Raw genomic sequence first — 17,802 nt, 5'->3', positions numbered from 1 at the left:
GATCGGTCCGTCCACCACCTCGACAGACAGGAGCGGCCCGTGGAGCGATCCTGGCGCACCGCCGCCGTCCGCGCGGGCATCGACGCGGACACCGCCGAGGGCGCGGTCGTCCCCCCGATCTACCTGTCGACGAACTACCGCTTCGACGGCCTGCGCAGCCCGCGCAGCTTCGACTACTCCCGCTCGGGCAACCCGACGCGCAGCCACCTGGCCGACGCGCTGGCCGAGCTCGACGGGGCGGCCGGGGCGGTGGTGACGGCCTCGGGGATGGGCGCGATCACGACCGCGCTGATGGCGCTGGTGGCGGCGGGGGACACCGTGGTCGCCCCGCACGACGCCTACGGCGGCACGTGGCGGCTGCTGGACGCGCTGTCGCGGCGGGTGGGCTTCGACCTGCGGCTGGTCGACCTGGCGGCATCGGACGCCGCGGCCACCGTCCGCGCGCTGTCGCCCGCGCTGACCTGGGTGGAGACCCCCTCGAACCCCTTGCTGGCCATCAGCGACCTCGCGGCGCTGGCCGAGGCCACGCACGCCGGGGGCGGGCTCATGGTGGCCGACAACACGTTCTGCTCGCCGGTGCTGCAGCGCCCCATCGGGTTCGGGGCGGACGCCGTCGTGCAGTCCTCGACCAAGTACCTCAACGGGCACTCCGACGTGATCGGGGGCGTCGTGTGCTCGGCGACCGCCGAGATGGCCGAGCAGATGGCGTGGTGGGCGAACTGCCTCGGCGTCACCGGGGGAGCGTTCGACAGCTACCTGACGCTGCGCGGCCTGCGGACGCTGGGCGTCCGGATGGCCGCCCACCAGGAGAACGCGGCGGCCGTGGTGGAGGCCCTGTCGCTGCACCCCGCCGTCGAGCGGTTGCACTACCCGGGCCTGTCCACCCACCCGGGCCACGAGCTCGCCCAGCGCCAGATGGACGGCTTCGGCGCGATCGTGTCCTTCGAGGTGCGTGGCGGCGAGGCCGCCGTGGCGGCCCTGGTGTCGGGGCTGGAGCACTTCTCGCTCGCCGAGTCCCTCGGCGGCGTCGAGTCGCTGGTCTGCCACCCGGGCTCCATGACCCACGCGGCGATGCCGCCCGAGGTGCAGGAGGCGGCCGGCCTGCGCCCCGGCCTCGTGCGCCTGTCGGTGGGCATCGAAGACCCCGCCGACCTGGTCGCGGACCTGGTGGCGGGGCTCGATCGGGTCGCCGAGGCGGTCTGAACTCAGACGGTGCCCAGCGTGCGCGGGAACTCGGCCCGCGCCTGCTCGGAGATGCGCTTCATCATGGCGAGGTCGATGCCGGCGCCGAAGAGGCCACCGACGAGGGGGGCCAGCTTGCCGACGCGGGCGAACACGCGCTCGCCGACCGACCGCAGGATGCGGAAGCCGACGGCCTTCTGGATCACCATGAGCGCCGACTTCGGCAGGTTCTTGCCGGCCACGTTCAGCGCGGCGCTCGTGCCGACGGAGACGCCCGCCTTGGCGAGCACGTCGGCGGAGTTGGAGCCGACCAGGGTCAGCAGCACCGCGGTGCGGATGCGGTCGTCGGTCACGTCGTAGCCGCGCAGGTGCGCGACGGCCGCGGTCATGCGGGTGGCCTGCACGTAGAACTCGAAGACGTTGGCCGGGATGGCCACGACCATGGTCAGGAAGCCACCCAGGAAGGTCACGAAGCCGCCGGCGGCACCGCCGACGAGGTGCTGGCGCACGACGTCGTCCACGGCCGCCTCGACGTCACCGTTGGCCTTGGCGAGGGCCTTGTCGGCGATCTCCTTGGCGCCCGAGAACTTGCTGACGCCCTCGATGCCCACGCCGGTCAGCTGCTTGATCAGGCCGGTGATGGCGTCGTCGTTGCCGGAGGGGTCGTTCGCCTCGTCCAACGCGGAGCGCGTGATCTCGATCTCCTCGTCGCGGCGGAACATGTCGAACAGGCCCATGGTGCCCCTTTCATCGGACGCCGCGCGCTTGCGCGGCCACCCCTCGACTTTTCCGTACCCGGGACCGTGGTTCAAGCGGCGGCTAGGAGATTCAGGGTCACCTCCGGGAAATCAGGGCCCTTCCCAGTAGGGCGAGGTTCGCCGGCTTCTCGGCCAGGCGGCGCATGTAGTAGCCGTACCAGTCGACGCCGTAGGGCACGTACACCCGGACGCGGTGGCCCTCGCGCGCCAGCCGCAGCTGCTCCTCGGGGCGCACGCCGTAGAGCATCTGGAACTCGTACGACCCGGGGGCCCGCCCGGCGACCAGCAGCTGCCCCAGGGCCGCGGTGATCATCTTGGGATCGTGGGTGGCGATCATGGGGTAGCCCTCGCCCGCGATCAGGATCCCCAGGCAGCGCTGGAAGGCCTCGCCGATCGCGGCCGGGGTCGTGTGGGCGACGGTGGCCGGCTCGGCGTAGGCGCCCTTGCACAACCGCACGCGCGACCCCGCCCCGGAGTAGTGCCGGGCGTCGTCCTCGGTGCGGAACAGCATGGCCTGCAGCACCAGCCCGGTGCCGGGGAACTCCGCGCGCAGCCCGTCCACGAGGGCGTGCATGCCGTCGAGCGTGGTGTGGTCCTCGGCGTCGAAGGTGACGGTCGTGCCGGCCTCGGTCGCGGCGGCGACGATGCGGCCCGCGTTCTCGGCGGCCAGGTCGACCCCGCCGGGCAGCGCCTGACCGATCGCGCTGGCCTTGACCGAGATCTCGGCGACGTCGGTCAGCTCCTCGTCGGAGAGCCGGCGGATCAGCGCGATGTTGGCCTCGGTGGCCGCCAGCGCCTCGGCCTGGCTGGTCGTGTCCTCGCCCAGGTGGTCGATGGTGGCGAGGCGCCCGGTGGCGCTGATCTCGCGGATCGCACGGACGGCGTCCTCGACCCCGTCGCCCGGCACGAAGCGGTCGACGGTACGACGGACGACGGGCAGACGCGTGGCCAGGTCCCGCACGTGGGTGTTGCGCGAGGCGGCCAACAGCAGGTTCTTCATCGACCCCTCCTGACACGGTGTGTGAGTGGCGCGGGATCGCCGCGCCCACCCAATCTATCCCCGAACGGACGAGCCGCGCACCCGGGGGGTGCGCGGCTCGTCACGGGTTGTCAGGAGGAGGTTCTCACTCCTCGGGGTTGGCCCCCTCGAGGGCGTCCGGGTCCTCCAGCGCGCGCCGGTAGGCGGCCGTGTCGAGCTTCGGCTGGCCCTGCAGCGGGTCGTGGGACGCGAACCGCTCGGGGTTGGCGTCCACGTAGCGGTCGTGCGTGGCGTGCGCCTCGTCGAGCAGGTCGAGCAACTCCTGCTCACGGAAGATCTCGTCCTTGTACTTGGGGTTCATGGCCAGCAGCGCGGCCTCCTCCTTCAGCAGCGAGCGGTAGAGCTTCTCGCGCTGTGCGGGGTCGGCCTCGAACGACGCGTCGAGGTACTGCTTGGCGTGGCGGCGGGTGTTCTTGATCGTGGTGAGCGCCTTGCCCTTGGGGGACAGCAGCGAGAAGAAGATGACCACGACCAGGGTGCCGACGATGACGCCGAGGCTGAGCTCGGTGCTGACCTCGAAGACCGGCACGCGCTGGCCGCCGTTGATGAACGGCAGGTTGTTCTCGTGCAGGGCGTGCAGGATCAGCTTGACGCCGATGAAGGCCAGGATGATCGCGAGGCCGTACTTGAGGTAGATCAGGCGGTCGAGCAGGCCGTCGATGAGGAAGTACAGCTGGCGCAGGCCGAGCAGCGAGAACGCGACGGCGGTGAACACGATGTAGGTGTTCTGGGTCAGGCCGAAGATGGCCGGGATCGAGTCGAGCGCGAACATGACGTCGGTGCCACCGATGGCGATCATGACCAGCATCAGCGGGGTCATGGCCTTCTTGCCGTTCTCCATCGTGAACAGCTTGTCGCCGTCGTAGTGGTCGGTGGTGTGCATGAAGCGCTTGGCCAGGCGGATGATGAAGTTGTTCGCCTCGGAGGACTCCTCGTCCTCCTCGTCCTTCTCGGGCTTGATCAGGTTGCCGGCGGTGATCAGCAGGATGAGGCCGAAGATGTAGAAGACCCACGCGAAGCTGTTGATCAGCGCGGCGCCCAGGAAGATGAACCCGGTGCGGAAGATAAGCGACACCACGATGCCGAACATCAGCACCAGCTGCTGGTTCTGCCGCGGCACCTTGAAGCTCGCCATGATGATGAGGAAGACGAACAGGTTGTCGACCGAGAGACTCAACTCGGTGATGTAACCCGCGTAGTACTCGATACCCGACTTCTGGCCCATCGAGAGCCACACCCACACGCCGAACAGGATCGCGACGGAGACATAGATCGCCGTCCACTTGGCGGCCTCCCCGATCGTGGGGATGTGCGCCTTGCGGACGTGGAAGATGAAGTCGAACGCGAGCAGCGCGATGATGAAGATGGCGGTGAGGATCCACACCGTGGTGGAGACAACAGGCATCTGGTGCCCTTTCCGGTTCGTACGAGCAGGAGACGGGTCCCGTCAGGCTCTCAGGAGCGCTGGCGGCCAACTCGTGCAGCGCCGACCCCGGGGGCCGGCTTCGCAGCAGTGTAACGAGGGGTGGCGCAGGCACGTGCGGGGTTGCCAAACGTGCCTGCGCCCTGGGGCGTCACTTGACGCGCGGCATCGGGACGGTCTTGGTGCCCGAGATGGTCTCCCACGGCACGACGTCGGGCAGGTAGCTGTTGAACTCCGCGATCAGGGAGTCCTGGTACTCGCCGGCGAAGGTGCCGTCGAGGAACTTGCCCAGCGCCTCGTCGCGGAAGCGCGCCCAGCTGTACTTCTCGTTGCCCGGCAGGATCGGGTAGTAGAGGCACTCCGCCTTGGCGGCCGCGTCACGGTCGCCCGGGGCGTCCCCGATGAGCATGATCCTGTCGGCGTCGTACTTGCCCTTCGCCGCGTACTGGACGTGCTCGGCCTTCGAGCCCATCTCCTGGCCGGCGATGACCTTCATGTACTGGGCGATGCCGTGGGCGTTCCACTCGTACTCCAGCGCGTGCAGCGGGGTGGCCGACACGGTCATCTGGTCGACCCCGGCGTCCTGCATGGCCTGCATCGACTCGCGCACGCCCGGGAACGGGCCACAGCCGTGCACCATGTCGGCGATGCGGGCGTTGACCTCGTCGCCCCAGCGGATCGCGCGGTCGATGGTCTCGCACGGGTGGTCGGCGGCGTAGGCGGCGATGCCCTTGTCGGACAGCGGGTAGCCCTCAGCCTCGATGAAGGCGGTCAGCTCGGGGTACTCGGGGATGGTCACGCCACGCTCGGCGACCTCGGTGCGGTCGCGCAGCAGGTCGAGCAGCTGCTTGAGGGCCAGCCAGCGGTTGAGGCCGCGGGTGATCGAGCCCAGGTTCACGAACAGGGCCGTCTGGCGGGCGAGGGTCGAGACCGGCTGCAGGTCCCAGGCCTTGATGTAGGCGGGGGTGAAGCACTCCTGGTGCTTGATGTCCATGGCGTCCATCGCGCACCCGTCGGAGTCGATCCCCACGAAGAACTCTCCGGTGGGGACGAAGTCGACGAGGACCTGGGCGGCTTCCGGGTGCTGGCTCACAGCGGCTCTCCTTCGGGCTCGGGTTGGTCCATTCTCGCCCGGGGCCCGTGCCCCCGCTGAAGGTTGCGGGATATTGCCTAACCCGGGAAGAGGCCCCGCACCAGGTCGACCGTGAGGGCGTCCAGGTCGTCGATGACGGCGTGGGCGCGGTCGAGCACCTCCGCGGCCGGAGGGTGAAACCGCGGCGGGACGACCACCGTGCGCATGCCCGCGGCCAGGGCCGAACGGACGCCGTTGGTCGAGTCCTCGACCGCCACGCAGGCGGCCGGGTCGACCCCGAGGCGGGACGCCGCGGCGAGGAAGCCGTCCGGGTGCGGCTTGCCGCGCTCCACCTCCTCGGTGGAGACGACCACCCCCACGAGGTCGCGGACGCCCAGCAGTTCCAGCCCCGCCTCGATCAGCGTGCGCGGGGAACTGGACGCCACGGCCAGCGGGGCGAGGGCGGCCATGCGGCGCACGGCGTCCACGGCCCCGTGCACAACGGGGATGCGGCCGGCGCGGTAGGCCGCGGCCATGCCGTCGATGGTGCGCTGGGCGGCCTCCTCGGGGGTGCCCCGCAGGTCGACCGCCTCGACGAGGTACGTCGACCACTCCCGGGTGCTCATGCCCATCATCGCCTGCGTGGCCCCCTCGGGCCACGGGACGCCGTCGGCGGCGGCGAGCCCGCGGCGCACGACGTCCCACTCCTCCTCGGAGTCGGTGAGCGTGCCGTCCATGTCGAAGACGATTGCGTGGGGGAGAGCTTCCATGCCCGTCAGCCTAGGACAGCCGCCAGTCGATCGGGTCGGCCCCCTGGGCGGTAAGCGCCGCGTTGGCGCGCGAGAACGGGCGCGACCCGAAGAAGCCCGACCGGGCCGACAGCGGTGAGGGGTGCGCGGAGGCGATCACCGGCACCTGCCCCAGGCGCGGGGTGAGGCCCTGGGCGTCCCGGCCCCACAGGATCGCGACCAGCGGCCCGCCCCGCTCGACGAGCGCCTCGATCGCGCGGTCGGTGACCTCCTCCCACCCCTTGCCGCGGTGTGACGCCGGCGCCCCCGGCCGCACCGTCAGACACCGGTTCAGCAGCAGGACGCCCCGCTCGAACCAGGCGCTGAGGTCGCCGTGCTCGGCGGGCGGGATGCCGAGGTCGGCGGACAGCTCGGCGTAGATGTTCTGCAGGCTGCGCGGGATCGGGCGCACGTCGCGCGCGACCGAGAAGGACAGCCCGACGGCGTGCCCCGGCGTGGGGTAGGGGTCCTGTCCGACGACCAGCACGCGGACGTCGGCGAGCGGGCGGGTGAAGGCGCGCAGCACGTTCTCCCCGGCGGGCAAGTAGGAGCGCCCGGCGGCCATCTCCTGGCGGAGGAAGGCGCCCATCGCGGTCACGCGGTCGGCGACGGGGGCGAGGGCGTCGGCCCAGTCGGGGGCCACGAGGTCGGCGAGCGGGCGTGCGGTCACGGGGCTCAGGCTAGCCCGGCGCGGGCTCGGTCCGGCCCGGCGCGCGCGGCGTCCGGGCGGCGGGGGCGGGTCTAGGCTGACGGTGCTGGAAGGAGCCCACCCGTGACGCTGATCCCCACCCTGCGCCGCCTGCTCGGCACCGAGCCCACCCCGCCGGCCGAGCCCGTCGTCGTCCAAGTGCCGGTCCCCGCCCCGGACCGCCGGGTCGACCTCGAGCCCGACGTGCCCCGCGGGCTCACCGTCGCCGCCGGCTACGCGTGGCGGCTGCTGCTGCTCGGTGTCGCCGTGGTGGCGCTGTTCCAGGTGCTGGCCTACTTCTCGCAGATCACCGTGCCGGTCGGCATGGCCATCCTGCTCGCCGCCATGCTCTACCCGCTCGTCACGCTGCTGCGCCGCTGGGGCTGGCCGGCCGCGCTGTCCGCGATCGTCTCCCTCCTGCTCCTCGTCGTGGTGGTCAGCGGCCTGCTGACCTTCGTCGGAACCCAGGTGGCCGCCGAGTGGCCCGAGCTGCTCGAGCAGTCGCGCGAGGGCTTCCAGGCGCTGGTCGCCTGGCTGGGCACCCTGCCGTTCGGCATCGACGACGCCCGCCTCAACGACTGGATCGCCCAGGGCACCGCCTGGCTCCAGACCCAGGCCTCCTCGTTGGCCGGGGCCGCGGCGTCCGTGGGCGCGGCCTTCGGCAACTTCTTCGCCGGGCTGGCCACCGCGCTCGTGGCCGCCTTCTTCTTCGCCTACCAGGGCCGCCGCATCTTCGCCGGATCGGTCGAGACGCTCGTGCCCCGCCAGTACCGGGCCTCGGTCGACCACGCCGCCCTGCGCGGCTGGACGTCCCTGGTGGCCTACATGCGCTCGGCCGTCATCGTCGCGGCGGTGGACGCCGCCGGCGTCGCCCTCGCCGCGCTCCTCCTGCAGGTGCCCCTGGTGGCGGCCCTGTTCGCGCTGACGTTCTTCCTGTCCTTCATCCCGATCGTGGGCGCCACCGTGGCCGGCGCGGTCGCGGTCGTGCTCGCCCTCGTCACGCACGGCTGGGTGCAGGCGCTGATCATGCTGGGCGCGGTGATCCTGGTCATGCAGTTGGAGAGCACGTTCCTCCAGCCGCTCGTGATGGGCAAGGCCGTCGACCTGCACCCGCTGGCGGTGCTGCTCGGCATCACCGCGGGCGCCATCGTCTCGGGCATCCTCGGCGCCCTGCTGGCGATCCCCGTCCTGGCGTTCGGCGTCGCCTTCCTGCGCGCGCTGCGCAACCCGGAGTCGCCGGGTGTCGACGTGCTCGAGTCCGACGAGCCCGACCCGCTCCCGCTGGCGCCGGCGACCGCCTGAGCCTCAGGGTCGCCTCAGGGGCCCGGCGCCTTTCGCAAATGGAAAACCGGGCTTAGCATTTTGGTATGAGCGACCCCGATCTCAGCCAGATCCTCGCCGACCTCGCGGCCGGCACCATCGACGCCGCCGAGGCGGCCCGCCGCATCGAGGCGGCCCAGAAGAAGCAGGCCCCCGCCGACGCCGAGCCCGAGGTCGACGAGCCGGCCGGCCCGACCGGCGTGAAGGGCACCGAGCGCGTCACCATCCGCGCCGTCGGGCGCCGCGTCACCGTGGTCGGCGACGCCTCCGTCGCCACCGCGTCGGTCACCGGCGAGCACGTGCTGCGCCGTCAGGGCGACGTGCTCGAGATCTCCGCCGACGGCGAGGTCGGCCCCAAGCTCGAGGGCTTCAACGTGCTCAACCCGCCCAAGAGCCTCGAGGACCTGCGTGGCCTCACCTTCGCCCGTGGTCTGACCGTGCGGGTCAACCCGGCGATCGAGGTCGACGTCGAGCTCACCGCCGGCAGCCTCAACGTGAGCGGCGTGCCGTTCCTGGGCCGTGTGCGCGTGACGGCGGGCGGCGCCGCGATCAAGGGCGTGCGCCGGCTCACCGACGTCCTCATCCAGGCCGGCTCGGGCAGCATCGAGGGACCGATCAACGCGGGCCGCTCGCGGGTGAAGATCGAGTCCGGCTCGCTCACTGTCACGCTCGAGAAGCGCTCCTCGGTGACCGTGCGCTCGCAGACCCAGCTCGGCCGCGTCGTGTGGCCCGACGACGGCGGCGCCCCCGACGAGGTCGTCTTCGGCAACGGCACCGCCCGCCTCGACCTCGAGGTCGTCATGGGCAGCGCGACCGTGCGGCGGTCCGAGTCGTGACCGCCCCCCACACGCACCGCGCCCTGGCCGACTGCCCGGTCTGCGGCGACGCGCTGGTGACCACGCGGCTGGGTTGCTCGGGCTGCGGCACCGAGCTCGTCGGCCAGTTCGCCCCCTGCCCGTTCTGCGCGCTCGACGACGCCGACCTCGAGGCCCTCAAGGTGTTCCTCGTCTCGCGCGGCAACCTCAAGGAGCTGCAGTCCCACCTGGGCGTCAGCTACCCCACGGCGCGGGCGCGGTTCAACGACCTGCTCGAGCGGCTGGGCTGGCTCGCCGAGGCGGGCCCCGAGACGATCCCGGACGCCGACGTCGCGGCCGGCCACGACCCGGCCCCGACGCACGAGGACGCCCCCGCGGAGGAGGGCGTCCGGGATGGGGAGCCGGGGGAGGACGGACCGCAGCCAGCGGCGTCCGAGACCCCCGACGGGGTGCGCGACCAGGTGCTCGCGCAGGTCGCGGCGGGCACGCTGTCGCCGGCGGTGGCCGCCGACCTGCTCAGCAAGCTGCGCTGATCAGCCGGTGTAGACCTTGAAGTCGAGGACGGTGACCTCGATGGTCTTGCCGGTGGGCGCCTCGTAGGAGACGGTCTGGCCCTTGGTGGCGCCGACGACGGCCGCGCCCAGCGGGGACTGCGGGCTGAACACCTCGACCTCGGTGTCGGTCACGCCCATGAGCTCGCGGGAGCCGAGCAGGAACGTGTCGGTGTCGTCCTCGTCGCCGTCGTAGCAGATCGTCACGGTCATGCCCGGCGTCACCTCGTTGGCGGCCTCGGGCTCGCCGATGTGGGCGTCCCTCAGCATGGCCTCGAGCTGGCGGATGCGCGCCTCCTGCTGGCCCTGCTCCTCGCGCGCGGCGTGGTAGCCGCCGTTCTCGGACAGGTCGCCCTCGTCGCGTGCCTGGGCGATCTTGGCCGACACCGTGCGGCGGCCTTCACCCTTGAGGAACTCGAGCTCACCCGCGAGCTTGTCGTACGCCTCCTGGGTGAGCCACACGGTGGACTGTGCTGCTTCAGACATTCGACCAGCCTAGCTCAGCGGGGTGTGCAGGCGAGGATCTTGACCGAGGTGGCGCGCTTGAAGGTCTTGAGCTCGATGTCGTGGTGCTCGAGCTCCTCGGTGCCGGGGCCGAGCTCGATGTCGTACTGGCCCACCGTCTCGTAGGACTCGGCCTGCGCGGTGACCGTGCACACGGCCGGGCGCGAGGGGTCGGGGCGCTGGGTGGTGACGCGGACGTCCATGGTGGAGTCGGAGGTGACCTCCCAGGTGACGATCTTCGCGCTGATCGGCGGGTTCGCGCCGTAGGCCGCCGACCACAGCAGCCACGTGCCGCCGACGCCGGCGATCACGGCGGCCACGACGACCCACAGCCACTTCGGCGCCCTGCTCGGCGGGTAGCGGCGCGCGATGCGCTGGGCGTCGGACTCGGTCGCGGTCATGGGTCCATTGTGCCGGGGGCGCCGCGGGGTGGGCCAACCGGGGTGGTTGAATGGCCGACATGGCTGTGAGGGTGGACAAGGCGGGCGAGCCGCTGCGGTTGATGGCGGTGCACGCGCACCCCGACGACGAGTCGAGCAAGGGTGCGGCGACGATGGCCAAGTACGTCGCCGAGGGCGTCGAGGTCATGGTCGTCACCTGCACCGGCGGCGAGCGCGGCGACATCCTCAACCCGGCCGTCGACACCCCCGAGAACTGGGCCAACATCACCGCCATGCGCGTGGACGAGATGGCGCGCGCCGCCGAGATCCTCGGCGTGCAGCACCGCTGGCTGGGCTACGTCGACTCGGGCCTGCCCCAGGGCGACCCGCTGCCCCCGCTGCCCGACGGCTGCTTCGCGCTGGCCGACCTCGACGAGGCGGGGGCCGCGCTGGCCGCGGTGATGCGCGAGTTCCGCCCGCACGTGGTGCTGACCTACGACGAGAACGGCGGCTACCCGCACCCCGACCACATCATGACCCACCAGGTCACGCTGCGGGCCGTCGACCTGGCTGCCGAGGCGGACGCCGACGTCGAGGGGGCGCCCTGGCCGGTGGCCAAGGTGTACTACCACATGACGTTCCACCGGCAGCGGGCCGTCGCGCTGGATGCCGCCATGCACGAGCACGGCCTGGAGTCGCCCTACCGCGAGCGCCTGGCCAACTGGCCCGAGGACCCGACCCAGGCCGAGCGCCTCACGACGTTCATCGCGTGCGCGGAGCAGTACCCGGTCCGCGACGACGCCCTGCGGGCCCACGCCACGCAGGTCGACCCCGACGGGTTCTGGTTCGCGATCCCGCTCACGGTCCAGCAGATGGCGTGGCCCACCGAGGACTTCCAGCTCGCCCGCTCGCGGGTCGCCACGACCCTGCCCGAGGAGGACCTGTTCGCCGGCGTCGAGTGCTGCCACGAGACGGATAGGGTGGAGGCGTGGTTCTACTCGATCTAGGTCTCGGGCGCGACCTCGCGCCGAGCTGGGCGCCGCTGGGCGCCGCCGCGCTGCTGCTGCTGGTCCTCCTGCTGCTGTTCCTGAGCATGCGCCGCCACCTCAAGCGCGCCGCCCGCTTCGCGGCCGAGGACGGCCTGATGGGCGACTCCACCGACACCGACGCCCCGGGCGACCCCAAGCTCTGATGGTGAACCGGCTCGCCACCCAGACCAGCCCGTACCTCCTGCAACACGCCACCAACCCGGTCGACTGGTGGCCGTGGGGGCCCGAGGCGTTCGAGGAGGCGCGCCGGCGCAACGTGCCGCTGCTGATCTCGGTCGGCTACTCGGCGTGCCACTGGTGCCACGTCATGGCCCATGAGTCGTTCGAGGACGCCGGGGCGGCCGCGCTCGTCAACGAGTTCTTCGTGCCGGTCAAGGTCGACCGCGAGGAGCGCCCCGACGTGGACGCGGTCTACATGCGCGCCACCCAGGCCCTGACCGGGCACGGCGGCTGGCCGATGACGGTGTTCGCGACCCCCGACGGCCAACCCTTCTTCGCCGGCACCTACTACCCGCCCGAGCCCGCGCAGGGCCTGCCGTCGTTCACGCAGGTCGTCACCGCGCTCGGCGAGGCCTGGCGCGACCGGCAGGGCGAGGTACTCGAGTCCGCCTCCGCGATCGTCGCCCAGCTGGCCCAGATCAACGCGCTGCCCGCGGCGTCCGCCTCGCCGGGGGTGTGGGAACTGCTGGACGCCGTGAGCGCCGAGTTCGACCTCCTCCACGGCGGGTTCGGCGGGGCGCCGAAGTTCCCCGCGCCGATGCTGGTGGACGCGCTGCTCGTCAAGGGCGAGGCAGGTTCGCTCGACCTGGCCCAGCGCACGCTCGAGGCGATGGCGCGCGGCGGCATCCACGACCAGGTGGGCGGCGGGTTCCACCGCTACGCCGTCGACGCCGGCTGGGTCGTGCCCCACTTCGAGAAGATGCTCTACGACAACGCCCTGCTGCTCGGCTCGTACGTGCGCGGGTGGCGCCGGACGCCGCAGCACGAGACCGGCCTGCGCTGGCTCTTCGAGCGCGTGGTCCGCGGGATCGTGGGCTGGCTCGAGCGCGAGATGGTCGTCGAGGGCGGCGGTTTCGCCGCGTCGCTGGACGCCGACTCCGCCGACATCCGCGGCATGGCCCACGAGGGCATCTACTACGTGTGGAACCCCTCGCTGCTCGTCGACGCGCTCGGCGAGGAGGACGCCGACTGGGCGGGCAAGGTCTTCCACGTCACCAACGACGGCACCTTCGAGCACGGGCTATCGACGCTGCAGTTGCGCGGCGCGCCTGACGTCGCCCGGCTGGAGTCGGTCTCGGCGCGCCTGCTCGAGGTGCGCGCCAACCGGTTCGAGCCGCCGCGCGACGGCAAGGTCGTCGCGTCCTGGAACGGCTGGGCGATCGAGTCGCTGCTCTGGGCCGGGCTGGTCTTCGGCGAGCGCTCGTGGATCGACCTGGCCGAGCGGGCCGCGACCTACCTGTGGGAGACCCACTGGGTCGACGGCGCCCTGCGCCGAACGTCGCTCGACGGCGTCGCCGGCGAGGCCGCAGGCGTGGCCGAGGACCACGGGGCCGTGGCGTCCGCGTTCGCGCGCCTGGCCGGGGTGCTCGGCGAGTCGGTGTGGCTCGACCGCGCCGTCGAGGTGCTGGACGCCGCCGTGGCGCTCTTCGGCGCCGAGGACGGAGGCTTCTTCGACGCGGCCGCCGGCGACCTGTTCGCGCGCCCGCGCGACGTGCAGGACAACCCGACCCCTTCGGGGACCATGGCGCTGGTCTCCGCGCTGCGCGTGGTGGGCCTGCTCGCCGAGCGGCGCGACCTGCTCGACCGGGCCGACACCGCCGCCCGCACCACGTGGGGCACCGTCGAGGCCGCCCCGCGGCACGCCTCGGCCGCGCTGACCGACCTGCTCATGGCCGACGAAGCCCGGAAGGGGCTGCGCCCCGCCGTGGCCGTCGTGGTCGACGAGGCCGGCGACCCCCTCAACGACGCCGCGCGTGCCGTGTGGCGGATGGCGCCGCTGGGCACGGTCGCGGTCTCGGGACGTCCGGGCACCGAGGGCTTCGGGTCGTGGTTCGAGGGCCGTGAGCCGGTGGCGGGAGAGGTATCTGCCGGTGGCGCCGCACCTGCGCCGCAGGTGGGGCAGGCCGGGACCGTCGCGGAGGAGTCCCCGCTGGCCAAGCTCACGCACGCGCGCATCGGCGGGTCGGGCGGGGTCACCGAGGTCGAGACCGAGGCGTCCCACGGGCACGACGACGAGGACGAGTACGACGAGCACGAGGTGGTCGGTCTCGACCAGACCGTCTACGTCTGCCGCGGCGAGGTCTGCTTCGCGCCGGCACGCACCGTTCAGGACGCCCGCGCGGCCCTGTGGAGCCGCGCGTAGGGCGTCAGCTCAGCGCAGCACCACCAGCGCGATCGCGGCGAAGTGGCACAGGGCCGCCACCACGGTGGCCACGTGGAACACCTCGTGGTAGCCGAACCACGCCGGGGCGGGGTCGGGCTTCTTGAGCGCGTAGACGACCGCGCCCGCGGAGTAGATGAGGCCGCCGAGCACGATGAGGGCGACGATGACGGGGCCGCCGGCGTTCCAGAACGGGATCAGCCAGCCGACCGCCACCCAGCCCATGGCGATGTAGAGGCCGGTGTAGAGCCAGCGGGGCGCGCCCATCCAGCCGAGCTTGAACGCGATCCCGAAGGCGGCGATGGCCCAGATCAGCGTCAGCAGCACGGTGGCGTGGCCGGCGTCGAGGAGCAGCAGCGCCAGGGGCGTGTAGGTGCCGGCGATGAAGATGAAGATGTTGGCGTGGTCGAGGCGGCGCAGGAAACCGCCCATGCGCGGCGACCAGGTTCCCCGGTGGTAGATGGCCGAGGTGGCGAACAGCAGGGTGGCGCCGACGAGGTAGATCGCGATGCCGATGCGGGCGATGAGGGCGGGGGCGGCCACGATCAGGATGAGGCCCGCCAGCTGCACGAACGGGGCCATGCCGAGGTGGAACCACCCGCGGAGGCGCGGCTTGGGGAGCAGCTCCTCCACGGTCGCCTCCTTACTTGACGAAGCGTAAGTTACGGTCACGTAGGTAAGGGTAACCCACGCTGTCGTGCGGCACAACGCACGCTGTCAGCCTACGGTCTGGGGCGGCGCCACGGGGTAGTTTGGGGCCCGTGAAGATCCTCGCCACCACGAACGCCCCCTTCGAGTTCGAGCCCCCGGCCGGGGTCGAGGTCGTCCCCGTCGACGAGCGCGAGCCCGTGCCCGCCGAGCACCTGGACGCCGACGCGGCGATCCTCGTCGGCGGCCGGACCCGGGTGGCCGACCAGCTGGCCGCGGAGGCGTCCGGGCTGCGGTGGGTGCAGACGCTGGCCGCGGGGCCGGACGGGGTGCTGGCCGCCGGGTTCGGGCCCGGCGTCACCATCACCAACGGGCGCGGCCTGCACACGTACACGGTCGCCGAGACGGCGCTGGCCCTCACGCTCGCCGGCATCCTCCGGCTGCCCGGCATGCTCGCGGCCCAGCGGGAGCACCGCTGGGCCTACGAGGAGTACGGCACGTGGCGTGCGCTCCACCCGACCGGACGCCTCGGCTCGCTCATCGACACCGACGTCCTCGTGTGGGGCTTCGGCGCCATCGGTGAGCAGGTCGCCCGCCTGTTCACCGCCGTCGGCGCCCGGGTGCGCGGCATCGCGACCACGGCAGGGGAGCGCGGCGGCTTCGAGGTGTTCACCGACGCCGACCTGCCGCGCCTCCTGCCGGCGACGGACGTCCTGGTCATGGTCCTGCCCCACGACGACAGCACCCGCCACGCGCTGGACGCCGACCGCATGGCCCTGCTCCCGGACCACGCCTGGGTGGTCAACGTGGGCCGCGGAACCACGATCGACAACGACGCCCTGGCCGCGGCGCTCAACGCCGGCGAGCTCGGCGGCGCGGCCCTCGACGTGGCCGACCCCGAGCCCTACCCGGCCGACGGACCCCTGTGGGACGCCCGCAACTGCATCCTCGTCCCGCACGTCGCCGGGGGCGTCGCGCACGGCAGCGACGAGCTGATCAACGACAACCTGGCCCGGCTGGGGTCAGGCGAACCGCTGCGCAACGTCGTCCCCCGGTAAGCTCGCACCCATGTCCTGGGTCGAACGAGCCCGCGAGGTGGCCGACCGGCTGCACCCCGCCGGGCTGCTCTACTCCACCTACGAGCAGCGGCTGCTCGCCGAGCTGGACCGGGACCGCCTGCCCCGCCACGTCGCCGTCCTCGCCGACGGCAACCGCCGCTGGGCCCGGCTGAATGCCCCGGGCCAGCCCTACGAGGTCGGCTACCAGGCCGGCGCCGACAAGCTGAAGCAGTTCGTCGAGTGGTGCGACGAGGTCGGGCTCGGCGTGGTCACCCTCTGGGTGCTGTCCACCGAGAACCTGGCCCGCAACTCCGACGACGTGAAGCCGCTGCTGGGCGTCATCGAGCGCCTGTTCGTCGAGCTGGCCTCCACCGGCCGCTGGCGGCTGAAGCTGGTGGGCGACCCCTCCCTGCTGCCCGAGGACATGACCGACGCGCTGCGGGCCGCCGAGTTCGACACGGCGTCCCTCGACGGGCTGAAGGTCAACGTGGCCATCGCCTACGGCGGCCGCCACGAGCTGCGCGACGCCGTCCGCAAGCTGCTGGCCGAGGAGGCTTCGCACGGCGCATCGCTCGCCGACGTGGCCGAGCGCCTCGAGATCGACGACATCGCCGAGCACCTCTACACCGCCGGCGACCCCGACCCCGACCTGATCATCCGTACCTCGGGCGAGCAGCGGCTGTCGGGCTTCCTGATGTGGCAGTCGGCGCACAGCGAGTTCTACTTCTGCGAGGCACTGTGGCCCGACTTCCGGCGCGTCGATTTCCTCCGCGCCCTGCGTGACTACGCCTCCCGTGAGCGCCGCTACGGGCGCTGACCCCCCTCGAGGCGGACGCCGAGGCCCCGCAGCAGGACCCGGATGTGTGCTTGCAGGCTGGCCGCCGTGTCGGGCGCACCGCGTCCGACCACCGCGCGGAGCACCTCGCTGCTCAGCGTCGAGAACACCCAGCGGGCTGCTTCGGGCAGGTCGAGGCCCGGGGGCAGGTCGCCGACGGCGACGTGGGGCCGGAGGAGGTCGGCGATGGTGTGGACGAGGTCGTCGAACAGGGTCAGGGCCTCGGTGCGGTGCGGCCCGGCCGTGCCGAACATCACCTCCCGCAGGTAGGGGCCCACGGTGTCGGGCTCGGCGTCCGCGAGCGCAGCGAGCGGGCCGACGACGTCGAGGATCGCCGCCACGACCTCGGCTGGCCGGCGCGCCTGCGCGGCTTGGCGCCCCGCGTCCAGGAGCGGGGCCAGGCGCTCGTTCGTGACCATCAGCAACAGCTCGATCTTGGTGGGGGCGTAGCGGAACAGGGTGCCGTCGGCGACGTCCGCGTCGGCGGCGACCTGCTGGGTGGTGGTGGCGGCGAAACCGTGCTGGGCGAACAGCCGGGAGGCGGCCGACACGATGCGGTCGCGCTTCTCCGCCTTGTTGCGCTCGCGGCGTCCGAGGGTCTGCATGGCTCCACGCTACCCATTTTGTGATCATACTCATAAATGAGTACGCTCACTAATGTGATGGACGACACACCCCGCCCGATCGTGCTCGCCCGGGCGCTGCGCCTGACGGCCGGCCGCACCACCGTCTTCGCCGGCCTGGACGTCGACCTGCCCGTCTCCGGGTACGGCGCGGTCGTGGGCCCCAGCGGCGCGGGGAAGTCCACCCTGTTGCTGTCCCTCACGGGGCGCATGCGAGGCGTCACCGGAACGCTGCTGGTGTCAGGCCTCGACGCTGTCCGGCACCCCGGGCCTGTCCGGCAGGTTACGTCGGTGGCCCGGGTCGCCGACCTGATCGGCCCGGAGCCGACCCTGACCGTCGCGGAGTGCATCACCGAACGCAGCCTCCTGGACGCCGGGGCACCCCGTCAGCGCCACGCCGCTTTCGCGTCGGCCGCCGAACTGATGGGCCTCGACGTCGACCCGGACGCCCTGTACGGCGACCTGCCCCCGGTCGACCAGACGCGGGCCGCCGTGGCGCTGGCCTGCGTCCGGCCGGCCGATCTCGTCGTCCTGGACGACCTCGACCATGACGCCACCCTCGATGAGCAGGCCGCCCTCTGGCGCGGGATCGCCGCGCTGGCGGCGTCCGGCACGAGCGTCATCGCGGCCACCACCGAGCGCGCCGCCGTCCCGGCAGGCGCGACAATCATCGACCTCAGCTGAGGAGC

General features: G+C 72.3%; 20 protein-coding genes. 10 read left to right on the top strand and 10 right to left on the bottom strand.

All coding sequences use genetic code 11. The features are described from left to right. Positions 1-39 precede the first annotated feature (39 nt). Positions 40-1,203, top strand: a complete 1,164-nt coding sequence (metB, locus tag J4N02_RS12875) for a cystathionine gamma-synthase (protein WP_188332935.1) — start codon at positions 40-42, stop codon at positions 1,201-1,203. A 2-nt stretch (positions 1,204-1,205) separates the two neighbouring features. On the opposite strand, the gene J4N02_RS12870 is transcribed toward metB, so the two are convergent. The 6 genes from J4N02_RS12870 to J4N02_RS12845 form a co-directional block, all read right to left on the bottom strand. Further along, positions 1,206-1,919 carry an EcsC family protein gene (locus J4N02_RS12870; RefSeq protein WP_188332934.1) on the bottom strand — a complete coding sequence of 238 codons (714 nt, stop codon included), beginning with the start codon at positions 1,917-1,919 and terminating at the stop codon, positions 1,206-1,208. Positions 1,920-2,016: 97 nt separating this feature from the next. Beyond that, positions 2,017-2,940, bottom strand: a complete 924-nt coding sequence (locus tag J4N02_RS12865; protein WP_188332933.1) for a proline dehydrogenase family protein — start codon at positions 2,938-2,940, stop codon at positions 2,017-2,019. A gap of 124 nt (positions 2,941-3,064) precedes the next feature. Beyond that, on the bottom strand, positions 3,065-4,384 hold the full coding sequence (locus tag J4N02_RS12860; RefSeq protein WP_188332932.1) for a TerC family protein: 1,320 nt from the start codon (positions 4,382-4,384) through the stop codon (positions 3,065-3,067). Between the two features lie 169 nt (positions 4,385-4,553). Then, on the bottom strand, positions 4,554-5,495 hold the full coding sequence (locus J4N02_RS12855) for an HAD family hydrolase (protein WP_188332931.1): 942 nt from the start codon (positions 5,493-5,495) through the stop codon (positions 4,554-4,556). 77 nt (positions 5,496-5,572) lie between these two features. Beyond that, positions 5,573-6,244, bottom strand: a complete 672-nt coding sequence (locus J4N02_RS12850) for an HAD family phosphatase (protein ID WP_188332930.1) — start codon at positions 6,242-6,244, stop codon at positions 5,573-5,575. Between the two features lie 10 nt (positions 6,245-6,254). Continuing rightward, positions 6,255-6,932: a uracil-DNA glycosylase gene (locus J4N02_RS12845; RefSeq protein ID WP_182815411.1), complete on the bottom strand. Its 678-nt coding sequence runs from the start codon at positions 6,930-6,932 to the stop codon at positions 6,255-6,257. Between the two features lie 102 nt (positions 6,933-7,034). On the opposite strand from J4N02_RS12845, the gene J4N02_RS12840 reads away from it, so the two are divergent. From J4N02_RS12840 to J4N02_RS12830, 3 genes are all read left to right on the top strand, one after another. Then, complete coding sequence (locus J4N02_RS12840) at positions 7,035-8,252, top strand: AI-2E family transporter (RefSeq protein ID WP_188332929.1); 1,218 nt, start codon at positions 7,035-7,037, stop codon at positions 8,250-8,252. Positions 8,253-8,317: 65 nt separating this feature from the next. Further along, a complete protein-coding gene (locus J4N02_RS12835) occupies positions 8,318-9,106 on the top strand; it encodes a hypothetical protein (RefSeq protein ID WP_188332928.1) in 789 nt (262 codons plus the stop codon). Further along, entirely contained in the window at positions 9,103-9,618 is a 516-nt protein-coding gene (locus J4N02_RS12830) for a DUF2089 domain-containing protein (protein ID WP_188332927.1), read from the top strand. The genes J4N02_RS12835 and J4N02_RS12830 overlap by 4 nt, the downstream gene beginning before the upstream one ends. Here J4N02_RS12830 and greA read toward each other — a convergent pair whose 3' ends face one another. Then, the gene (greA, locus tag J4N02_RS12825) at positions 9,619-10,122 is read right to left on the bottom strand and encodes a transcription elongation factor GreA (RefSeq protein ID WP_182815419.1); all 504 of its coding nucleotides are present in this window, start codon (positions 10,120-10,122) and stop codon (positions 9,619-9,621) included. It abuts the gene before it with no gap. A gap of 14 nt (positions 10,123-10,136) precedes the next feature. Further along, a complete protein-coding gene (locus tag J4N02_RS12820) occupies positions 10,137-10,541 on the bottom strand; it encodes a DUF4307 domain-containing protein (protein ID WP_182815421.1) in 405 nt (134 codons plus the stop codon). Between the two features lie 59 nt (positions 10,542-10,600). On the opposite strand from J4N02_RS12820, the gene mca reads away from it, so the two are divergent. Genes mca through J4N02_RS12805 form a run of 3 tightly spaced genes read left to right on the top strand, consistent with a single transcriptional unit; the run spans position 10,601 to position 13,931 of the window. Beyond that, on the top strand, positions 10,601-11,527 hold the full coding sequence (gene mca / locus J4N02_RS12815; RefSeq protein ID WP_208090968.1) for a mycothiol conjugate amidase Mca: 927 nt from the start codon (positions 10,601-10,603) through the stop codon (positions 11,525-11,527). After that, complete coding sequence (locus J4N02_RS12810) at positions 11,509-11,712, top strand: hypothetical protein (protein WP_188332926.1); 204 nt, start codon at positions 11,509-11,511, stop codon at positions 11,710-11,712. The genes mca and J4N02_RS12810 overlap by 19 nt, the downstream gene beginning before the upstream one ends. After that, on the top strand, positions 11,712-13,931 hold the full coding sequence (locus tag J4N02_RS12805; RefSeq protein WP_182815425.1) for a thioredoxin domain-containing protein: 2,220 nt from the start codon (positions 11,712-11,714) through the stop codon (positions 13,929-13,931). The genes J4N02_RS12810 and J4N02_RS12805 overlap by 1 nt, the downstream gene beginning before the upstream one ends. Positions 13,932-13,940: 9 nt before the next feature. Here the strand turns inward: J4N02_RS12805 and J4N02_RS12800 are convergent, their stop codons facing one another. Beyond that, positions 13,941-14,582: a hemolysin III family protein gene (locus J4N02_RS12800; RefSeq protein ID WP_260519433.1), complete on the bottom strand. Its 642-nt coding sequence runs from the start codon at positions 14,580-14,582 to the stop codon at positions 13,941-13,943. A gap of 128 nt (positions 14,583-14,710) precedes the next feature. Between J4N02_RS12800 and J4N02_RS12795 the strand changes: the two genes are divergently transcribed. Together J4N02_RS12795 and J4N02_RS12790 are read left to right on the top strand one after the other, a co-directional pair. Continuing rightward, on the top strand, positions 14,711-15,655 hold the full coding sequence (locus J4N02_RS12795; protein ID WP_182815429.1) for an NAD(P)-dependent oxidoreductase: 945 nt from the start codon (positions 14,711-14,713) through the stop codon (positions 15,653-15,655). A gap of 10 nt (positions 15,656-15,665) precedes the next feature. Continuing rightward, a complete protein-coding gene (locus tag J4N02_RS12790) occupies positions 15,666-16,472 on the top strand; it encodes an isoprenyl transferase (protein ID WP_188332925.1) in 807 nt (268 codons plus the stop codon). On the opposite strand, the gene J4N02_RS12785 is transcribed toward J4N02_RS12790, so the two are convergent. Next, on the bottom strand, positions 16,460-17,095 hold the full coding sequence (locus J4N02_RS12785) for a TetR/AcrR family transcriptional regulator (protein WP_188332924.1): 636 nt from the start codon (positions 17,093-17,095) through the stop codon (positions 16,460-16,462). The genes J4N02_RS12790 and J4N02_RS12785 overlap by 13 nt on opposite strands. A gap of 57 nt (positions 17,096-17,152) precedes the next feature. Here J4N02_RS12785 and J4N02_RS12780 point away from each other — a divergent pair, with 57 nt between their 5' ends. After that, complete coding sequence (locus J4N02_RS12780) at positions 17,153-17,797, top strand: ATP-binding cassette domain-containing protein (RefSeq protein WP_188332923.1); 645 nt, start codon at positions 17,153-17,155, stop codon at positions 17,795-17,797. Positions 17,798-17,802 lie beyond the last annotated feature (5 nt).

The organism is Propioniciclava sp. MC1595, assembly GCF_017569205.1.
Lineage (GTDB): Bacteria > Actinomycetota > Actinomycetes > Propionibacteriales > Propionibacteriaceae > Propioniciclava.
Note: the sequence above shows the minus strand (reverse complement) of the source record. Positions and strands in the feature narration are given on the sequence as shown.

Coding starts and splice junctions, on each gene's coding strand:
- J4N02_RS12780 (WP_188332923.1), top strand. CDS start 17,153: ATGGACGACACACCCCGCCCGATCGTGCTCGCCCGGGCGCTGCGCCTG.
- J4N02_RS12870 (WP_188332934.1), bottom strand. CDS start 1,919: ATGGGCCTGTTCGACATGTTCCGCCGCGACGAGGAGATCGAGATCACG.
- J4N02_RS12850 (WP_188332930.1), bottom strand. CDS start 6,244: ATGGAAGCTCTCCCCCACGCAATCGTCTTCGACATGGACGGCACGCTC.
- J4N02_RS12790 (WP_188332925.1), top strand. CDS start 15,666: ATGTCCTGGGTCGAACGAGCCCGCGAGGTGGCCGACCGGCTGCACCCC.
- greA (WP_182815419.1), bottom strand. CDS start 10,122: ATGTCTGAAGCAGCACAGTCCACCGTGTGGCTCACCCAGGAGGCGTAC.
- mca (WP_208090968.1), top strand. CDS start 10,601: ATGGCTGTGAGGGTGGACAAGGCGGGCGAGCCGCTGCGGTTGATGGCG.
- J4N02_RS12805 (WP_182815425.1), top strand. CDS start 11,712: ATGGTGAACCGGCTCGCCACCCAGACCAGCCCGTACCTCCTGCAACAC.
- J4N02_RS12820 (WP_182815421.1), bottom strand. CDS start 10,541: ATGACCGCGACCGAGTCCGACGCCCAGCGCATCGCGCGCCGCTACCCG.
- J4N02_RS12785 (WP_188332924.1), bottom strand. CDS start 17,095: ATGCAGACCCTCGGACGCCGCGAGCGCAACAAGGCGGAGAAGCGCGAC.
- J4N02_RS12835 (WP_188332928.1), top strand. CDS start 8,318: ATGAGCGACCCCGATCTCAGCCAGATCCTCGCCGACCTCGCGGCCGGC.
- J4N02_RS12860 (WP_188332932.1), bottom strand. CDS start 4,384: ATGCCTGTTGTCTCCACCACGGTGTGGATCCTCACCGCCATCTTCATC.
- J4N02_RS12865 (WP_188332933.1), bottom strand. CDS start 2,940: ATGAAGAACCTGCTGTTGGCCGCCTCGCGCAACACCCACGTGCGGGAC.